General features: G+C 64.0%; 16 protein-coding genes. 6 read left to right on the top strand and 10 right to left on the bottom strand.

Annotated elements, in window-relative coordinates:
- Positions 1-255: 255 nt before the first annotated feature.
- Both pncA and FJW04_RS00640 read left to right on the top strand, forming a co-directional pair.
- Complete coding sequence (gene pncA / locus FJW04_RS00635; protein ID WP_140711739.1) at positions 256-870, top strand: bifunctional nicotinamidase/pyrazinamidase; 615 nt, start codon at positions 256-258, stop codon at positions 868-870.
- A 66-nt stretch (positions 871-936) separates the two neighbouring features.
- On the top strand, positions 937-2,319 hold the full coding sequence (locus FJW04_RS00640) for a sodium:proton antiporter (protein WP_181172869.1): 1,383 nt from the start codon (positions 937-939) through the stop codon (positions 2,317-2,319).
- On the opposite strand, the gene FJW04_RS00645 is transcribed toward FJW04_RS00640, so the two are convergent.
- The 8 genes from FJW04_RS00645 to gcvA form a co-directional block, all read right to left on the bottom strand.
- Positions 2,320-3,042 (bottom strand): ABC transporter ATP-binding protein, encoded by a 723-nt coding sequence (locus FJW04_RS00645; RefSeq protein ID WP_140711743.1) that lies wholly within the window; start codon positions 3,040-3,042, stop codon positions 2,320-2,322.
- Entirely contained in the window at positions 3,039-3,764 is a 726-nt protein-coding gene (locus FJW04_RS00650; RefSeq protein ID WP_140711745.1) for an ABC transporter ATP-binding protein, read from the bottom strand. Before FJW04_RS00650 ends, FJW04_RS00645 begins: the two co-directional genes overlap by 4 nt.
- Positions 3,761-4,723, bottom strand: coding sequence for a branched-chain amino acid ABC transporter permease (locus FJW04_RS00655; RefSeq protein WP_140711747.1), 963 nt, complete (start codon positions 4,721-4,723; stop codon positions 3,761-3,763). The genes FJW04_RS00650 and FJW04_RS00655 overlap by 4 nt, the downstream gene beginning before the upstream one ends.
- Positions 4,720-5,601 carry a branched-chain amino acid ABC transporter permease gene (locus FJW04_RS00660; RefSeq protein WP_140615272.1) on the bottom strand — a complete coding sequence of 294 codons (882 nt, stop codon included), beginning with the start codon at positions 5,599-5,601 and terminating at the stop codon, positions 4,720-4,722. Before FJW04_RS00660 ends, FJW04_RS00655 begins: the two co-directional genes overlap by 4 nt.
- Positions 5,602-5,818: 217 nt before the next feature.
- Positions 5,819-7,123 carry an ABC transporter substrate-binding protein gene (locus tag FJW04_RS00670; RefSeq protein ID WP_140711749.1) on the bottom strand — a complete coding sequence of 435 codons (1,305 nt, stop codon included), beginning with the start codon at positions 7,121-7,123 and terminating at the stop codon, positions 5,819-5,821.
- A gap of 158 nt (positions 7,124-7,281) precedes the next feature.
- Positions 7,282-8,679, bottom strand: a complete 1,398-nt coding sequence (locus FJW04_RS00675) for a hypothetical protein (protein ID WP_246673704.1) — start codon at positions 8,677-8,679, stop codon at positions 7,282-7,284.
- Positions 8,680-8,729: 50 nt separating this feature from the next.
- Complete coding sequence (gene pncB / locus FJW04_RS00680) at positions 8,730-10,034, bottom strand: nicotinate phosphoribosyltransferase (RefSeq protein ID WP_140711753.1); 1,305 nt, start codon at positions 10,032-10,034, stop codon at positions 8,730-8,732.
- Positions 10,035-10,152: 118 nt separating this feature from the next.
- Entirely contained in the window at positions 10,153-11,124 is a 972-nt protein-coding gene (gcvA, locus tag FJW04_RS00685) for a transcriptional regulator GcvA (protein ID WP_140711755.1), read from the bottom strand.
- Positions 11,125-11,335: 211 nt separating this feature from the next.
- Between gcvA and speB the strand changes: the two genes are divergently transcribed.
- The 4 genes from speB to FJW04_RS00705 all read left to right on the top strand — a co-directional run bounded on the left by speB (position 11,336) and on the right by FJW04_RS00705 (position 14,576).
- Positions 11,336-12,397: an agmatinase gene (gene speB / locus FJW04_RS00690; protein ID WP_140711757.1), complete on the top strand. Its 1,062-nt coding sequence runs from the start codon at positions 11,336-11,338 to the stop codon at positions 12,395-12,397.
- Between the two features lie 68 nt (positions 12,398-12,465).
- A complete protein-coding gene (locus FJW04_RS00695) occupies positions 12,466-13,269 on the top strand; it encodes a transporter substrate-binding domain-containing protein (protein WP_181172842.1) in 804 nt (267 codons plus the stop codon).
- A gap of 6 nt (positions 13,270-13,275) precedes the next feature.
- Entirely contained in the window at positions 13,276-13,932 is a 657-nt protein-coding gene (locus FJW04_RS00700; RefSeq protein WP_140615284.1) for an amino acid ABC transporter permease, read from the top strand.
- Entirely contained in the window at positions 13,929-14,576 is a 648-nt protein-coding gene (locus FJW04_RS00705) for an amino acid ABC transporter permease (RefSeq protein ID WP_140711761.1), read from the top strand. The genes FJW04_RS00700 and FJW04_RS00705 overlap by 4 nt, the downstream gene beginning before the upstream one ends.
- A 148-nt stretch (positions 14,577-14,724) precedes the next feature.
- On the opposite strand, the gene FJW04_RS00710 is transcribed toward FJW04_RS00705, so the two are convergent.
- Both FJW04_RS00710 and FJW04_RS00715 read right to left on the bottom strand, forming a co-directional pair.
- Positions 14,725-15,642: an NADP-dependent oxidoreductase gene (locus FJW04_RS00710; RefSeq protein ID WP_140711763.1), complete on the bottom strand. Its 918-nt coding sequence runs from the start codon at positions 15,640-15,642 to the stop codon at positions 14,725-14,727.
- Between the two features lie 172 nt (positions 15,643-15,814).
- The gene (locus FJW04_RS00715) at positions 15,815-17,218 is read right to left on the bottom strand and encodes an MATE family efflux transporter (RefSeq protein WP_140711765.1); all 1,404 of its coding nucleotides are present in this window, start codon (positions 17,216-17,218) and stop codon (positions 15,815-15,817) included.
- Positions 17,219-17,322: the final 104 nt, after the last annotated feature.

Genomic DNA, 17,322 nt, shown 5'->3' on the forward strand with positions numbered 1-17,322 from the left:
TGCCTAGGGAAAGTCTTTACCGGCTTTGACCGGCAAATTCATTCGTATGCAAATGATATCAAGACGGCGGAAATTGTCAAAGCCAGAGTTTGCGCCGGCATCCGTCCGGCTGGCATCGCCACGCATTTGTTATGCCGCTGGAGGTTGACGCGGACCGCCATCTGGTCAAGTTTCTCCTCCAGTCGCGCCAGCGGCTTTTTCTTTCGCCGGGTGCCTCGTTCGGAGCCCGACCCCAGCCTGACAGGAAGGAAGCCCATGGCCGACGAAGCGCTCGTTGTCATCGACCTGCAGAACGACTTTTGCCCGGGCGGCGCGCTGGCCGTTGCCGGCGGCGACGAGATCGTGCCGCTGGTCAATGACATGATCCGGCGGACAGACCATGTCGTGCTGACACAGGACTGGCACCCCGCCGGCCATTCCAGCTTCGCCTCCAGCCATCCTGGGTCGCAGCCCTATTCGACGATCGAGATGCCCTATGGTCAGCAGACGCTTTGGCCGGACCATTGCATCCAGGGCAGTCTCGGCTCGGATTTCCATTCCGGACTTGCCTGGACCAAGGCCGAACTCGTCATCCGCAAAGGCTTTCGCCCGGCCATCGACAGCTATTCCGCCTTCTTCGAGAATGATCATGCGACGCCCACGGGGCTCGCCGGCTATCTGCGGGAGCGCGGCATCGACACACTGACCCTGGTCGGCCTGGCGACCGATTTCTGCGTCGCCTTCTCAGCGCTGGACGCGGTCAAACAAGGGTTTAGAACCACGGTCAGGCTCGATGCCTGCCGTGGCATCGATCTCAACGGATCGCTCGAGACAATGCTGGCGAAGATGCGCGATGCCGGCGTGATGCTCGAAGATCACACTTCGGGCTGACTCGTGGGGGGTAGAAGGGGATACTTGCCGATAGCGACCGGGGCGGGCGGCGCGCTCATCGTCGCGATGCTGTTGCCAGCCCAGGCCTTCGCGGCCGAAGAGCACGGCCTGCCTGGCGGCGCGATGTCGCTGTGGTGGGCCTTGCCGTTTGCCGGGCTGCTGTTGTCGATCGCGACCGGTCCGCTGCTGTTCCACCATGTCTGGGAACACCACTACGGCAAGATCGCGGCCTTGTGGGCGGCGCTGGTGATCGTGCCGCTCGCGATTGCCTTCGGTACTCCCGCGGCAACCGAGGCGGTGCTGCACGCGCTGCTGACGGAATACATGTCGTTCATTGTCCTGCTGTTTGCGCTCTACACGATTTCAGGCGGCATCCTGCTTGCCGGCAACATCCACGGCACGCCGCTGGTCAATGCCGGGCTGCTGATCGTCGGGGCGCTGCTGGCCTCGGTGATCGGAACGACGGGCGCCTCGATGATCCTGATCAGGCCGATCCTGCGCGCCAACGACAACAGGCCTTTCAATGCCCATGTCGTCATCTTCTTCATTTTCCTGGTGTCCAACATTGGCGGTTCGCTGACGCCGCTCGGCGACCCCCCGCTGTTCGTCGGCTTCCTGCTCGGCGTCGATTTCTTCTGGACGACCACCAACCTCTACCGCGAGACGCTGTTCGTTGGCGTCGTCGTGCTGGCGGCGTTCCTGGCGATCGACCTCATCCTGCACCGGCGCGAGGCCGGCGCACCGAAGATCAAGGATCCGACACCCGATACGACGGTGCGCCTGCGCGGCCTGGCCAACCTCCCGCTGCTGGCCGGCGTGATCGGGGCCATCCTGCTGTCGGCGGCGTGGAAGCCGGGCGTGAGTTTTTCCGTGTTCGGCGTCGGTCTCGAACTGCAGAACCTGGTCCGCGACGCGATCATCCTCGCGCTGGCCCTGCTATCGCTTCCGCTCTCCTACAAGAGCCACCGAGAAGCGAACGGCTTCAACTGGGGTCCGATCGCGGAAGTGGCCAAACTGTTCGCCGGCATCTTCATCTGCATCGTCCCGGTCGTCGCCATTTTGAGGGCCGGCCACAACGGTGCGCTGGCGCCGCTGGTCGCGCTCGTCACCTCGGCGCAAGGCACGCCCAACGACCTCGCCTATTTCTGGCTGACCGGTGCATTGTCGTCCTTCCTCGACAATGCACCGACCTATCTGGTGTTTTTTGAGCTGGCGGGCGGCGATCCCCGCCACCTGATGACGGAGTTCGCCTCGACGCTTGCCGCGATCTCGGCCGGCGCCGTGTTCATGGGCGCCAACACCTATATCGGCAACGCACCCAACTTCATGGTCTATGCGATTGCCAGACATCGCGGCGTCAAGATGCCGGGCTTCTTTGGGTACATGCTGTGGTCCGGGCTGGTGCTGGTCCCGACCTTCTTGGTCGCGGGTTTTCTGTTTTTCGGTTGATCAACCCACGCCGACATAGCGCCGGATCGCCGAGGGGTCGACGCGCAGGGCCTCGACATCGACCGTCTCGCGGTTGCGGCCGTTTTCGATGAAGCAGACACGATCGGCGACCGACAGCACGGCATCGACCCGCTGCTCGACCAGGATGGTGGAGACATCCATCTCGCGCAGCTTCGACACCGTCTCGCGAATCCTGGCGATCATCGACGGCATCAACCCTTCGGTCGGCTCGTCGAGCAACAGCACCTGCGGCTCGAGGCAAAGCGCGCGCGCCATGGCCAGCATCTGCTGCTCGCCGCCGGACAAGGTGCCCGAGCGCTGCCGTAGCCGCTGGCGCAGCAGCGGGAAGAGGTCGAGAACGTTCTCGCGCGTCGCCTTGCCCTTGCCGCGCGCCATCAGTCCGATCTCGATGTTTTCGGCCACCGTCATCTCGGCGAACAGGCGCCTGCCCTGCGGCACGTAGGCGACACCGGCCTTCGGCACTTCATGGGCCGGCAGGCCGGTCAATTCCTGCCCTGCGAGCCTGATCGAGCCGGCACGCGCGGGAACCAGGCCCATGATCGCCTTCAGCGTCGTCGTCTTGCCGGCGCCGTTGCGGCCGAACAGGCACAGCACCTCGCCCTTGTTCAGCACCAGGTCGAGCCCATAGAGCACCTGGACCTCGCCATAGAAGCAATCGAGCCCGGAAATCGTCAGCGCTTCGACCGTGCTCGCCTCCGTCATGGCGCCGTTCCCAGATAGGCTTCCTGAACCGCAGCGTTCTCGCGGATCGCCTCGGGCGTGCCCTCGGCCAGGATCCTGCCGGCGTTGAAGACGGTGATGCGATCGGCAAGCTGCATCACGACCGGCATGTTGTGCTCGATCAGCAGCACGGTGGCGCTCTTGGCGATGTCGCGCACGAGTTCGATGAAGTTGTCGATCTCGCTGTCGGCCAGACCTTGCGTCGGCTCGTCGAGGATCAGCAGGCGCGGTTTCAGCGCCAGGCCCATCGCCACTTCGAGCAATCGTTGATGGCCGTAGGACAACTGCCCAGCCGGCATATCGATGCGGTCGGCCAGCCCTGTACGTTCAAGCGCCGAGATGACGCCGGCACGCAGCTCAGCCTTCGAGCGGCGATCGCCGAGCGTGAGCTGCACCGGCAGCGCGACATTGTCATAGACGCTGAGATTGGCAAAGACGCTGGTGATCTGGAAGGTGTAGGCGATGCCCCTGCGGACCCTGGCATAGGTCGGCAGGCCGGTGATGTCGGCACCGTCGAAGACGATCGCTCCCGAAGATGGCTGGATGCGGCCGCTGATCAGACTGACGAAGGTTGTCTTGCCGGCGCCGTTCGGACCGATGACGGCGCGGATCTCGCCCGGCATCAGGGTGAAGTCGACATTGTCGACCGCACGCAGGCCGCCGAAGCTGCGCGACAGGCCCTTGGTGGTCAGCAGCGGCGTCATGGCAGCCATCCAAGCCAGCGCCGGCGGATGGTGCCGAGAATGCCTTTCGGGAAAAACAGCACCAGCAGAATGAGTGCCATGCCGACGATCAGCAGGTAGGCCGACGTGTAGCCGCTGGTGACGTCGATGACATAGTACATGAACAGCGTGCCGATCAGTGGTCCAAGCGTTGTGGCCGCACCGCCGAGCAGCACCCACAGCAGCGGCAGGATCGAATACTGTACCGAGGCGAAACTCGACCCGACATAGCCGAACAGCAGCGCGTAGGCGGCGCCGGACGCCGCGCAGATCGTGCCGGAGACGATAATGGCGGCAAGCTTGTTGGAGAAGGTGTCGTAGCCCAGCATCTTCGTGCGTTCCTCATTCTCCCGGATCGCGATCAGCACGCGACCGTATCTGGACCGGACGACGGCAAGCGTGATCAGCAGCACGAGCGAAAACAAGCCGAGCGCCGTCATGTAGCGTACGGTCGGGTTGGTGAGATCGAGCGAGGTGGCGCCGAGATTGAGGACACGCGCCGGCTGCGGCACGACCTGACCCTGATCGCCGCCGGTCCAGGCCGCGAAATAGAGGATGGCCAGATAAAACACCTGCGCGAACATCATGGTGACGATCATGAAGGCCACGCCCGTGGTGCGCAGCGCCAGGAGGCCGATCACCAGCGCCAACGCCGCGCCGCAGGCAATGCCGGCGAGGAACGCCAGAGGCACGCTCCAGCCGAGCTGGATGACGGCAAGGCCGGCGCCGTAAAGCCCGGCGCCGAAGAACATCGCATGGCCAAGGCTGAGCAGGCCGACATAGCCGAACAGCATGTTGTAGCCCATGGCGAAGACCGCCAGCACCATGATGCGGGCGAGCAGGCCGTGGTAATAGTCCGGCAAGAGGAAGCTCAGCATGAAGAGCAGGGCAATCACGCCGAGATGCAGCGCATAGGCCTTTGCCGGCGAAGCTTCGCTCATCGCGATGCCGTCCCGAACAGGCCTTGCGGCCGGAACACCAGCACCATGGCGACCAGCAGCGTGGCGATGATCTTGGCCAGCGTCGGCGAGAAGAACATCGAAATGATGCCGTCGGAGAGGCCGATCAGCACGGCGGCGACGACCGTGCCGCGCAACGAGCCGAGGCCGCCGATGATGACGACGATGAAGGACAAGAGCAGCGGATCCTGCCCCATCAGATAGTGCGCCTGGCTGATCGGCACGATCAGCACCGCGGCGATCGCCGCCAGCATGGCGCCGAGCGCGAAAACGCCGCCATAGACGCGGCCGACCGGGATGCCGAAGGCCTGCGCCGTCTCGCTGTCATACTGCGTGGCACGCATGATGAGGCCGATCCTGGTGCGCGTCAGCACCAGCCATGTCGCGATCAGCAGAAGAGCGGATGCGGCGATGATAGACAGCTTGTAGCCGGAATAGCCGAACCACGGCAGAAGGATGCGATAGCTGAACGGCGGCTCCACGGGCCGCGCTTCGGGGCCATAGAAGGTCAGCGCCAGCTGCTGGATGATGTAGAGCATGCCGATGGTGGCGACGATGGTGGCTTCCGGATTGTAGTTGAGCCGGCTCAGCACCAGCCGTTCGGCGACCAGCGCGATGGCGCCGACGATCAGCGGCGCGATCACCAGCGCCGCCAGGAAGCCAAGAGCCGGATGGCCGCCAATTGCCGATGTGATCGCCCAGGCAAGCACGGCGCCCAGCATGAAGAACTCGCCATGGGCGACGTTGACGACACGCATGACGCCGAACACCAGCGACAAGCCCAGCGCCGTCAACGCCAGCACGGCCGAGGTGACGAGGCCTTCAAGGGTTGCGAGGAGAAGGTGGGGTCCAAAGTGCATTTGTTATGCACCAACGGATGCGCGAGGCACCCCCCTCTGCCCTGCCGGGCATCTCCCCCGCAAGGGGGGAGATTGGATGTCCTCGCTGGTTTCGCCAATCATCAACGCGGGCAGATGGGCGCTGCCATACGAACTGCCGATCTCCCCCCTTGCGGGGGAGATGGCCGGCAGGCCAGAGGGGGGTGCCTTGGCGCTCACGCTTGCTAGATGGCCAAGTTCACAGCGCCTGCGTCGTGTAATCCCCTTCGGCCTCGTAAAGCCCGTCCTCGATCTTGGTCTTGTGTACGACCTTCAGCTTGCCGCCCTCGACCTTGGAGATATTCTGGATGCCAAAGCACTGGTGGATCTTGCCATTGAAGGTTTTTGGCCCCTGCGGATGCTCCGGGCCTTCGGCGAATTCCTTCAGCGCCTCGGTCGCCTCGACCAGCTTGGCGCGGTCTTCGGGGCCTTTGTAGCCGGCGTCTTCCATCGCCTTCTTGACGACGTAGAGCGTTTCCCAGCAGCCGAACATGTGCGCGGCGGTGGAGACATCCTTGGCGTCGCCGACGGCGGCGCCATTGTCGTCAATGCCGACAGCGGCCCGATAGGCCTTCTGCGCTTCGGTGTCGTCGGGCTGGGCGTAGCGCGGCGAGCCTTCCCAGAAATGGCTGCCGTCGAGGAATTCGAGGCCGGGACTGTTGATGTCCACGGCTTCCAGCGAATCGATGAAGCCGAAGAGTTGCGGCCGGTGGGAACCGTAGAACTCGCCGAGTTCCTTGACGAAGGTGAGCACCGCCGGGCCGACCATGACGTGGTAGATCACCTCGGTCTCGGCCGGGATCTGCGGGAAGTACTTGGTGAAGGACGATTCCGTCGGCGGAATGGCGATCTGCGCGATCACCTCGGCGCCTTGCGCCTTCAGCGCCGGCGGCAGGTAGTCGCGATGGTCGTAGCCGAAGGCGAAATCGGGGAATATCTGCGTCACCTTCTTGCCGGCATTGGCCGCGATCCATGGCGCCATCGACTGGATTTGGCTCTTCACGTCGGTGATGCCGGGCTGGAAGACATAGCGGTTGAGCTTGGTCGAGGCGACGTGGTGACCTTCGCTGACGATGAAGTAGGGCATCTTGTTTTCGCCGGCGGCAGGCGCCGAGCCGATGACGACATGCGAGAACAGCGTGCCGAAGACGATGTCGGTCTTGTGCTGGGTGGCGAACTTGCCGACCACTTCGGCGCCGCGGCCGGGATCGGTGCCGTCATCCTCGATGATCACCTCGACCTGGCGGCCATTGATGCCGCCGGCGGCATTGATCGCCTTGATCGCGGCGGCGGTCGTCTTCTCGTACCAGCGGCCATAGGCGGCGCCAATGCCGGTGCGGTGCGACTGGAAGCCGATCTTGATCGGCGCCGAACTCTGTGCCTGGGAGTAGCGGACGAAGCCGGGCGCCATGGCGAGGCCAGCGCCGGCGGCGAGGCCCTTCAGCGTGGTACGGCGGGTGAGTGTGGTTTTGGAGAGATCGAAAAATCCGTTCTTGTCAGTCACGTTCGTTCCCCTGTTTTTGTGTTTTGACCAACGATAAGGCGGCTCGAACATCCTCGGCAAGAGGATGCAAAATTGCATGTGTACAAACTAAATCACCAAAGGCTTGGCCTGGCAAGCAAGCTTTCCGTCGGGGCATGGCTCACAGGAGATGGCTTGTCTCATCCGACTGTCGGCGTGGCAAGCAGCCAGAGACCGAAAATGGTGTAGGCGATCATCAATACGGTGAGCGGAAACTGACTGAGCGCGGCGCGGGCAGGCTGGGGATGCAGGCGCCAGGCAAAGCCGTGCGCGACGAGGACAGCGAGCACATGGCCAACGATGATGGCGCCCGCCTGGACATTCCACAGCCACCATGCCGACGCCGCGCCGGCGACGATGCCGGCCTCGACCTGCATGTCGGTGGTGCCGAACAGGTTCCAGCCCAGCGCGAAGGGATCGGACAGGGAGGCCAGCGCATATTGGCCGTCGACCAGCAGCGCCGTCAGATAATGCGCGACATGGTAGGCGAGCGCGATCGGCACGATCGACCACACCAGCATGCCCGCTGCCTGGGCGAAAGGCTGGCCGCCGCGGGCAAGACGCTGGCCGAGGACGACGGCAAGCAGGAACACCGCCGCGAGCAGCACGAATGTCATAACGAGCCCGAGCGTGCCGCTGCCGATCACGGCTGTGCGGCCCGGAAATTCGAGCGGATTGATGCCGAACAGGCCGAGCCAGGAGAAGGTCTTCGACAGGCCGTCGAAGGAGACCGAGGACAAAGCGAGCAGCAGGAAGGCGATGCCGCTGGCGGGCAGCGGCTCGGCCTGGAGCAGCTTGGCGCCCGGCCAGCACAGCGCAAGACGGCCTTTGTCGCCGCGCTCGATCGGCGCGAAACGCGCCACCATCGAGAAGAAGAGGCCGAGGAATTCGCCGCTGCGGCTCCATCTGTCGTAACCGAACACCAGCATGGCCAGCAGGGTGAACAGCCAGTAGAGGCCGGCGGCAAAGGCCAGCCGCGCCGGATCGTCGGGAGCGGGATAGACGAGTTCGAACCAGGCGAAGGCAAAAAACAGCATGACAGCCGGCCAGCAGCCGAGCCATTGCGGAAGTTGCCTGACGCCGTCATCGCTTCCGCCGGTCAGCCGCGACAGCAGCCGCCACGGGCCGTACCAGGGGTTGAGCCACGACCAGAGGTCACCGAACACGCCTTGCAGCAGTGTCAGGCCGGCCCATAGCAGCGTCCACACCACCAGTGGCAGCGGGTTGGAGAGCGGGTCGCGGCTGCCTATGAAGCCGGCGGCGAGGAGAATTGCAAAACCGGCAAAGGAGATCAAGCTGATGGCGGCGCGGACGCTGTCGCCGAATGCGAATAGCGGCAGGCGTCGGCGCCAGAAACGGTCTAGGGTGTCGGGCGGCAGCAATGCCAAGACAAGGAAACTGGCGGCCACGGCGAAAGCGCCGCCGGCGAGATAATAGCCGGTAGGAAGGAGCAGGACGTGGCCGCGGTCGGAGGCGTGGGCGAAGGCGAGAGTGGGGGAGACGAGCCACAAGGCCGAGAACCATAAGGCGAACGGCAGACGGAGGCGTTCTACGACAGAACTCGAACTGTCCAAGAGTCCGCCCACCCTCAAACCTTGACCAGTTGCTCCACGCGATCTTTCTGCCCAAAAATCCTCAAATACCGCTCGATCTCCTTGAGATCGCCGGTCGCCTTGGCCGGGTTGTCGGAGAGCTTGACCGCCGGCCGGCCATTGGCCTCGGTGACCTTGCAGACCAACGATATGGCGTCGAGGCTGTTGGTCTCGGTCGGCGCGCAGCCTTCGAAGTCGTTGGTCAGGTTGGTGCCCCAGCCGAAGGACATGCGCACCTTGCCCTTGAAGTGGCGGTAGGTCTCCTCGATGGTCTCGACCTCGAGCCCGTCGGAGAAGATCAGCAGCTTCTGCCTGGGGTCCTTGCCCTTCTCGCGCCACCAGTCGATGATTTTTTCGCCACCTTCGATCGGCGGCGCGCTGTCGGGGCGGAAGCCGGTCCAGTCGGCGACCCAGTCCGGCGCGTCGCGCAGGAACGAGGCGGTGCCGAAAGCATCGGGCAGCACGATCAAGAGATTGCCGCCATAGTAGCGCTGCCAGTCCTGCAACACCTTGTAGGGCGACTGCTTCAGCTCTTTTTCCGAATTGGCAAGGGCCGCGAACACCATCGGCAGTTCATGCGCGTTGGTGCCCAGCGCTTCGAGATCATTGTCCATGGCCAGCAGCACGTTGGAGGTGCCGGTGAAAGCTTCGCCGATGCCTTCCTTGAGCGCCTCGACGCACCAGCGCTGCCACAGGAAGGAATGGCGCCGGCGGGTACCGAAATCCGAGATGCGGATGCCGGGCAGCGCCTTCAGCCGTTCGGTCTTGGCCCACATCTTGGCCTTGGCGCGGGCATAGAGCACGTCGAGCGTAAAAGGCCCGAACGATCGCAAAGCGGCACGCGAACGCAATTCATTGATGATGGCGAGCGCGGGGATCTCCCAAAGCGTGGTGTACATCCAAGGGCCGGAGAAAGAGAGCTCGTACTGGCCGTCACGCTTGGAAAGCTCATAGTCGGGCAGCCGGAACCCTTCCAGCCAGGCGAGGAATTCCGGCTCGAAAATCTGCTTGCGGCCGTAGAAATTGTTGCCGGCCAGCCAGATCATTTCCTTCTTGGAGAAGCGCAAGGTGCGGGCATGGTCGAGTTGTTCGCGCAGCTCGCCTTCATCGATCTCGTCGGCGAGGCGGACCGAAGTCGTCCGATTGATCAGCGAGAAGGTGGTGTCGACCTTGGGGTACATGCCCCAGATCATCTGCAGCATCAAAAGCTTGTAGAAATCCGTATCGAGCAGGCTGCGCACGATCGGGTCGAGCTTCCAGGTGTGGTTATAGACACGCCGCGCAATATCGGTCTTTGCCATGCTTGCTGCCGCCTTCGCTGCCTGCCACCCACAATCGCGACAGGCCTCATAGCATCGAATTGGCAAAAACGCTGCCCGCTTTCAGGCTGGCCCGACAAAAAGAAAGCCCTGCATGCGGCTATGTGGGTTTGCCGCCCATCACCTTGAGCGCGGGACGTTTGCGGCGGGTGACGAGGCGGCCCGCAACCGGGGCGTCGGCGCGGCCGTCATCCCCGGCCTTCTCGGCAAACAGCCAGTCGATGAACACCTGCACGATCGGCGTCGCCCGCATTTCATTGCGGCAAACGACATAGAAATCGTCGACCGCCGGCACCGACAGGCTGAACGGCGCGACCAGCATGCCCCTGGCCAGCAGGGCGCTTGCCGTCACCGAGTCGCCCAGCGCCACGCCGTGGCCATGGACGGCGGCTTCCGCCGTCATGCGTGCATCGCCGAGATGATGACGCCGGCCGCGCTCCAGGTCCAGCGCGTCGGCGGCGGCCAGCCAGGTGTGCCACTCGCGGCCATCGTCGCCATGCAGCAAGACATGTTCGGCGAGGTCGCGAACATTGCGGATCGGCCGGTTGTTGATCAGCGTCGGGCTGACCACCGGGAACAGCTCCAGGCCAGACCATTTGCGCATCCAGCAGTCGGTCCAGCTGCCATCGCCATAGTGCACGCAGACATCGATATGCGGCGCCCGGATATCCCTGGGATCGTTGGAGGGAATGAGCTTCAGCTGGATGTCGGGATATTGCGCGGTGAAGCTGCCCAGCCTCGGCGTCATCCACAAGAGTAGCAACGCAGGCACGCAGGACACCGACAGCGCGCCGCTGCTTGCCGGCCGCGTCAGCCGTTGGGTGGCGGCGGCGATACCGTCGAAGGCGACCGATACCGCCGGCAAAAGTTCGGCGCCGTGCGGGGTCAGCTTGACCCGCTGGCCGACGCGCTCGAACAGCTTGACGCCAAGCGATTGCTCCAGCGCCTTGATCTGATGGCTGATGGCGCCGTGCGTGACATTCAGTTCGCTCGCCGCCTTGGTCAGCGAGGCATGGCGGGCCGTGGCCTCGAAGGCGCGCAGCGGGTTGAGAGGTGGCAGGCGCTTGGCCATGGATGCTCGGCTTCATTGTGAGATTTTCTCACAGGAAACACCCTAACAATATCAATTGCTTTTTCAAAGCGGCTGCCGGACACTTTGATCCGGAACAACATCAAGACGTGAAATCTGCAGACTGCCAGCCGGACAGCCGGCCCGGCCGGATGACGGTCGGTTCGCCCGAAGTCACCGCCGGCACCACTGCATCAGCCGAGGAGGAGCGGATATGGGATACGATCGCGGCAAGCTCGATGCGCTGCGTCGCAAATATGGCGAGAGCCATGGCGGCGAGATGTTCGACCCGAAATTTCGCAAGGTCGCCGACAAGATCTTTTCCAAGAGCGGCACGCGGCTGGCGCCCTATTCCGGCATCCCGACCTTCCTTGCCGCGCCCTACCGCGAAATCGCAGCGGACAATCCGGACTTCGGCGACCTGCAGGTGGCGATAACAGGCGTGCCGATGGATCTCGGCGTCACCAACCGGCCGGGCTCGCGCTTCGGGCCGCGCGCCTTGCGGGCGATCGAGCGCATCGGCCCCTACAATCATGTGCTGGAATGCGCGCCGACGCATGAACTCAGGGTCGCCGACATCGGCGACGTTCCGTTCCAGAGCCGCTACCGGCTGGAGACCAGCCATGAGGATATCGAGCGGCGCATCAACCAGATCGTCGACGCCGGGGTCATCCCGTTGTCGGTCGGCGGCGACCATTCGATCACCCACCCGATCCTGAAGGCGGTCGGCAAGAAGGCGCCGGTCGGCCTGATCCACATCGACGCCCATTGCGACACCAGCGGCCTGTTCGACCTGACCAAATTCCACCATGGGGGTCCGTTCCGCAACGCGGTGCTGGACGGCGTGCTCGATCCGACGCGCACCATCCAGATCGGCATCCGCGGCTCGGCCGAATATCTGTGGGAATTCACCTACGAGTCCGGGATGACCGTGGTCCATGCCGAGGAAGTGACCGGTCTCGGCATTCCCGCCATCATCGAGAAGGCGCGCAGAATAGTCGGTGACGGCCCGACCTATGTGTCCTTCGACATCGACAGCGTCGATCCCGCCTTCGCACCGGGCACCGGCACGCCGGAAGTCGGCGGGCTGACGACGCGCGAAGTGCTCGAACTGCTGCGCGGCCTCAAGGGTCTCAACATTGTCGGTGGAGATGTCGTCGAGGTGGCGCCGCAATATGACGCCACCACCAACACGGCGCACGCCGGCGCGCAGGTGCTGTTCGAGATCCTGAGCCTGATGGTGTTCAGCCCGGCAGTATCAGGCAAGGGGGCCTGACAGAGAAAGGCGGCCGCCGCACTGGAGCCGGCGGCCGACCCAAACAATCAAAAGCTTCCAGAAGGGGAATGACAATGACAATCCACCGCAAATCATCCATCGCCGCCGTTCTGCTCCTGGGGTTAGCCGGCTTCGCCACGCAAGCCGCCAATGCCGACGCGCTGGCCGACATCACCAAGGCCGGCACCATCAATGTCGGCGTCTTCGCCGACTTCCCGCCTTTCTCCTCGGCCAGTGCCGACATGAGCCTCAAGGGCTATGACATGGATGTGGCGCAGTACATCGCCGACACGCTCAAGGTGAAGCTCAACACCGTTGCCGTCACCGGCCAGAACCGCATCCCCTATTTGAACGACCATCGCGTCGACATCCTGATGAGCGTCGGCTACTCGAAAGAGCGCGAGCAGGTCATCGACTTCGCCGCTGCCTACGCGCCCTATTACATCGCGGTGATCGGTCCGGCGGCAATGCCAGTCAAAGGCAAGGAAGATCTCGGCGGCAAGTCGATCGCCGTCAATCGCGGCACGTTGGAAGACACCTCGCTCACCGAAGCAGCACCGGCCTCGGCGGACATCAAGCGTTTCGACAACTACAATTCAGTGATCCAGGCCTTCATCTCAGGCCAGACCCAATTGATGGTCGTCGGCAACGATGTCGGCGCGCAGGTGCTGGCCAAGCAGGATGCGCTGAAGCCGGAGCAGAAGTTTCAGCTTCTGACCTCGCCTTCGCATATCGGCCTCAACAAGAATGAGGATGCCCTCAAGAAGGCGGTCAACGACGCCATTGCCAAGATGCTGGCCGACGGCAAGCTGGACGAAAGCTCGAAGGCCTGGCTGAAGACGCCGCTCAATCCCGACAACCTCAAGGATTGAGTTGCCGTGGCCTTCGGCTGGCTTCCAGGTGCCGTGGGCGACATCGCGCACGGCGCGGCGACGACGATCCTTTTGATCGCCGTCACCACGCTTGCGGGCACGCTGCTCAGCATCCTCGGTGCCGCCGGGCGGCGAAGCGGCCCCGCGCTGCTGCGCAGGGCCATCGGCTGGTATGTCGAGGTGATGCGCAACACGCCGTTCCTGGTGCAGCTCTTCTTCATCTTCTTCGGCCTGCCGAGCCTCGGCATCAGGCTCGATCCGATCCTGGCCGCCATGCTGGCGATGACGCTCAACATGGCCGCCTACACGATCGAGATCGTCGGCGCCGGCCTTGACGCGGTGCCGCACGGGCAGACGGAAGCGGCCCTGGCGCTTGGGCTGAGGCCGCGCCAGGTGTTCATCAAGATCGTGCTGCCGCAGGCGCTCAAGATCATCTATCCCGCGCTGACCAGCCAGATCGTCATCATGATGCTGGAATCAGCAGTGGTGTCGCAGATCGCGGTGCGCGAGCTGACCTATGAGGCCGACATGCTGCAGGCGCGCACTTTCCGTTCTTTCGAGACGTATTTCGTCGTCACGCTGGTCTATCTCTTGATGTCGATGGCCTTGCGGCGGCTGCTGGTTGCAGGCGGCCGCCGCGCGCTCGGAGCTGGCGTGTCATGATCGAGTTCACGTTGTGGGACATTGTGCGCAACCTTCTGCTTGCCGCGCGCTGGACGGTGCTTTTGTCGCTGGCCGCCTTCGTCGGCGGCGCGCTGGTCGGAATGGCGGTGCTGTTCCTGAGGATCGCCAAAAACAAGTGGAGCCGGCGCGTTGCCTCCGGCTACATCGCCTTGTTCCAGGGGACGCCGGTCTTGATGCAGCTGTTCCTGATGTTCTTCGGCCTGCCGATGCTTGGCCTGCGCATCGAGCCGTGGACGGCGGCGGTGCTCGGCCTCACCTTCTTCGCCAGCGCCTATCTGGCCGAAATCTGGCGCTCCGGCGTCGATGCGCTGCCATTAGGCCAATGGGATGCCGGCGCCAGCCTCGGCCTTCACTATCTGCAGGAGCTCAGGCTGATCATCCTGCCGCAGGCGTTTGCGATCACCCGCGCGCCGACGGTCGGTTTCCTGGTGCAGCTGATCAAGTCGACCGCGCTGACCTCGATCATCGGCTTCGAGGAGCTGGTGCGAACCTCAAACGCCATCAACAACGCCACCTTCGAACCGTTCAAGGTCTATGGGCTGGTGGCGCTGATCTTCTTCGCCCTGTGCTTCCCGCTGACGCAGTATGCGCGACGGCTCGAGAATAGGGCTGCGGTGCGCTGAGTCCGACGGCGTGTTGCGCTGGCCAACATCGACGGCGGCCGGAAACTCCCGGTGCCTAGCGTTCGAATGCCTCTTGAAGGTCATTTGATCTGCTGGATGCTCAGCTTTCGACCGAGGAGGACCCTTGCCCCTCGCCGTTTCCAAATCCTCACGGACGAACGCGGATGATCGTCTTCCCAGTGCGTCGCCCGGTAGGGTTGAAGGCGGCGACGGCATCGTTGAGGGTCGAAACGTTGCCGATGTTCGTCCGCAGTCGTCCGTCCCGCACCCGCTGGACGATCTCGCTCAGTTGGGCACGATCGGACTCGACAACGAAGTCAACCGCCAGGCCGTCGGCAGGCCGCGCCTCTGTCGATCCGACGACGGACACCAGTGTTCCTCCGGCTCGAATCAGGCCGGCGGACCGCTTCCCGATTTCCCCGCCGATCACATCGAACACGAGAGCGACTTCGCCCACGTCTTCGAGGGCGTCGTTCTCGAGGTCGACGAACTCATTCGCGCCAAAGTCGAGCACCGTCTGACGGTCGGCGGCGCGTCCGGTGCCGATGACGTAGGCGCCCGCCTCTCGTGCAAGTTGCGTCACCATCGACCCGACCGCGCCGGCCGCACCGTGCGCGAGGACGCTCTGCCCCGCCTGAAGCCGGCCATGCTGGAAGAGTCCCTGCCACGCGGTGAGACCCGAGATCGGCAGGCTTGCGCCCACCGTGAAGTCGACGTCGCCCGGCAGCGGCGCGAGGTTGCGTGCTTCCATGGCTACATACTCCGCGAGCGTGCCGTCGCGATGCCAGTCGGCGAGGCCGAATACTCTCTGACCTACCGACAGTCCCGTTGTGCCGTAGCCGAGTGCGACGACAACTCCGGCCAGCTCGTGCCCAAGGATCGACGGTGTTCGGTCAAGGCCGCGGCGATCGGTCCAGGTCGAGGGCCATGCCAGCTCGGTCGGGACGAATCCCGAAGCATGAACCTGAACGACGACATCGTTTATCGCTGGCTGCGGCTCAGGCCGCTCCACCAGCTTCATCCCGGCCGTTCCCGCAGCCTGGTCCGTCACCACAATTGCCTTCATGATAATTCTCCTCGGTCATTTGTCTCTTGGTGGAAACGTTTGCCGCTTGGGAACCGTTCAATATCTCATGCCAGGGCCTTCTCTTAGCGGGCGTCCGTGGGCCGATCTGAAGGCGTCGTTTTAATGAGCGGCAATGTTAGGACATGACGGCGGGCTGGCGACCGTCTTGCGTTCAATGTCCGAACGCGCCTGACGGCACGATGCGGTCGCGGCGCAGCCAGCGGGCCAGAAGCAGCGCTGCCACCACCGCCAGCCCCGAAGACAGGCCGATCCAGATGCCGACGCCGTGGAAGCCGAAATGAAAGGCGAGCAGCACGCCGAGCGGCAGGCCGACACCCCAATAGCCGATCGCGGCATAGATCATCGGGACCTTGGTGTCGTGCAGGCCGCGCAGCATGCCGGCGGCAACCGCCTGCGCGCCGTCGAAGACCTGGAACAGGGCGGCGAAAACCAGGTACGAACCGGCTAGCGCGATCACCCTGGCATTGGCGGGATTGCCAAGGTCGATGAAGGCGCTGATCAGGAGATGCGGCCAAAGCACCATCACCAGCCCCATCAGCGCCATGAAAGAAACGCCGATGACGAAGGCGGTCCAGCCGGCACGCGACACACCTTCGGGATTGCCGGCGCCATGGGCAAGCCCGACCCGCACCGTCACCGCCTGGTTGAGGCCGAGCGGCACCATGAAGGAAATCGAGGCGATCTGGATGGCGATGGCGTGCGCGGCCAGCGAATCCGCGTCGATCAGACCCATCAGCAGGGCGGCGGCATTGAAGATCGTCACCTCGAAGGCGAGGATGCCGGCGATCGGCAGGCCGAGCCGCAGCAGGCCCTTGAAGCGCGGCCAGTCGGATCGCCAGAAGCGGCCGAACAGGTGATAGCGCCGGAATTTTTTCTCCCACATCACCACGACAGCCATGCCGACGAACATCAGCGTTGAGGACAGCGAGGTCGCAAGGCCCGAGCCGGCGATGCCCATGGCCGGAACACCGAGATTGCCGAACATGAACACCCAGTTGGCGAACACGTTGAAGGCCACGGCGACGAAGACGATGACCAACGCCCAGCCCGGCCGCTCCAGCGCCGAGATGAACGAGCGCAGCACGATGTAGCCGTAGAAGGGCAGCACCGCCCACTCCAGCCAGCGCAGGTAAATGCCGGCCTGACGCGCCAGCGCCGGCTCCTGGCCCATGGCCAGCAGGATGGCCTCGCCGTGCCACAGCACGAGCCAGATCGGGACCGAGATCAGGATCGCCAGCCACAGGCCTTGGCGCACGGTGCGGCGCAGGTCACGCACGGAATAGCGGCGGCGGCCAAGCTCGGTGGCGATCATCGGCGAGGTCGCCAGCATCAGGCCGAGGCCGAAGATCAGCGGCATGAAATACAGGTTGGCGCCGAGCGCGCCGCTGGCCAGCGTGTCCGCGCCGAGGCGGCCCATCATCATGACGTCGGTGGCGGTCATCGCCGTCTGGCCGAGATTGGTCAGCACCATCGGCCAGGCCAGCGCCAGCGTCGCCGTGATTTCCTGACGCCAAAGATTTTCCGGCGCGCGAGCGCCGGCTTCGATCGCGGACATTGTCCTGCTCTTTCAAGGTTGCGGCGCGTCGGCAAAGAGCCGGAAGCCGCATTGCAAACGGCAAAACCTTCGGTTTCGCGCGTTTGCGCCGTCTCTTGAACGAA

Source organism: Mesorhizobium sp. B2-7-3 (assembly GCF_006440715.1).
GTDB lineage: Bacteria > Pseudomonadota > Alphaproteobacteria > Rhizobiales > Rhizobiaceae > Mesorhizobium > Mesorhizobium australicum.

Bases quoted from the DNA above. Each gene is read 5' to 3' on its own strand.
- pncA (WP_140711739.1), top strand. From the start codon at position 256: ATGGCCGACGAAGCGCTCGTTGTCATCGACCTGCAGAACGACTTTTGC.
- FJW04_RS00640 (WP_181172869.1), top strand. From the start codon at position 937: ATGCTGTTGCCAGCCCAGGCCTTCGCGGCCGAAGAGCACGGCCTGCCT.
- FJW04_RS00645 (WP_140711743.1), bottom strand. From the start codon at position 3,042: ATGACGGAGGCGAGCACGGTCGAAGCGCTGACGATTTCCGGGCTCGAT.
- FJW04_RS00650 (WP_140711745.1), bottom strand. From the start codon at position 3,764: ATGACGCCGCTGCTGACCACCAAGGGCCTGTCGCGCAGCTTCGGCGGC.
- FJW04_RS00655 (WP_140711747.1), bottom strand. From the start codon at position 4,723: ATGAGCGAAGCTTCGCCGGCAAAGGCCTATGCGCTGCATCTCGGCGTG.
- FJW04_RS00660 (WP_140615272.1), bottom strand. From the start codon at position 5,601: ATGCACTTTGGACCCCACCTTCTCCTCGCAACCCTTGAAGGCCTCGTC.
- pncB (WP_140711753.1), bottom strand. From the start codon at position 10,034: ATGGCAAAGACCGATATTGCGCGGCGTGTCTATAACCACACCTGGAAG.
- gcvA (WP_140711755.1), bottom strand. From the start codon at position 11,124: ATGGCCAAGCGCCTGCCACCTCTCAACCCGCTGCGCGCCTTCGAGGCC.
- speB (WP_140711757.1), top strand. From the start codon at position 11,336: ATGGGATACGATCGCGGCAAGCTCGATGCGCTGCGTCGCAAATATGGC.
- FJW04_RS00695 (WP_181172842.1), top strand. From the start codon at position 12,466: ATGACAATGACAATCCACCGCAAATCATCCATCGCCGCCGTTCTGCTC.
- FJW04_RS00705 (WP_140711761.1), top strand. From the start codon at position 13,929: ATGATCGAGTTCACGTTGTGGGACATTGTGCGCAACCTTCTGCTTGCC.
- FJW04_RS00710 (WP_140711763.1), bottom strand. From the start codon at position 15,642: ATGAAGGCAATTGTGGTGACGGACCAGGCTGCGGGAACGGCCGGGATG.
- FJW04_RS00715 (WP_140711765.1), bottom strand. From the start codon at position 17,218: ATGTCCGCGATCGAAGCCGGCGCTCGCGCGCCGGAAAATCTTTGGCGT.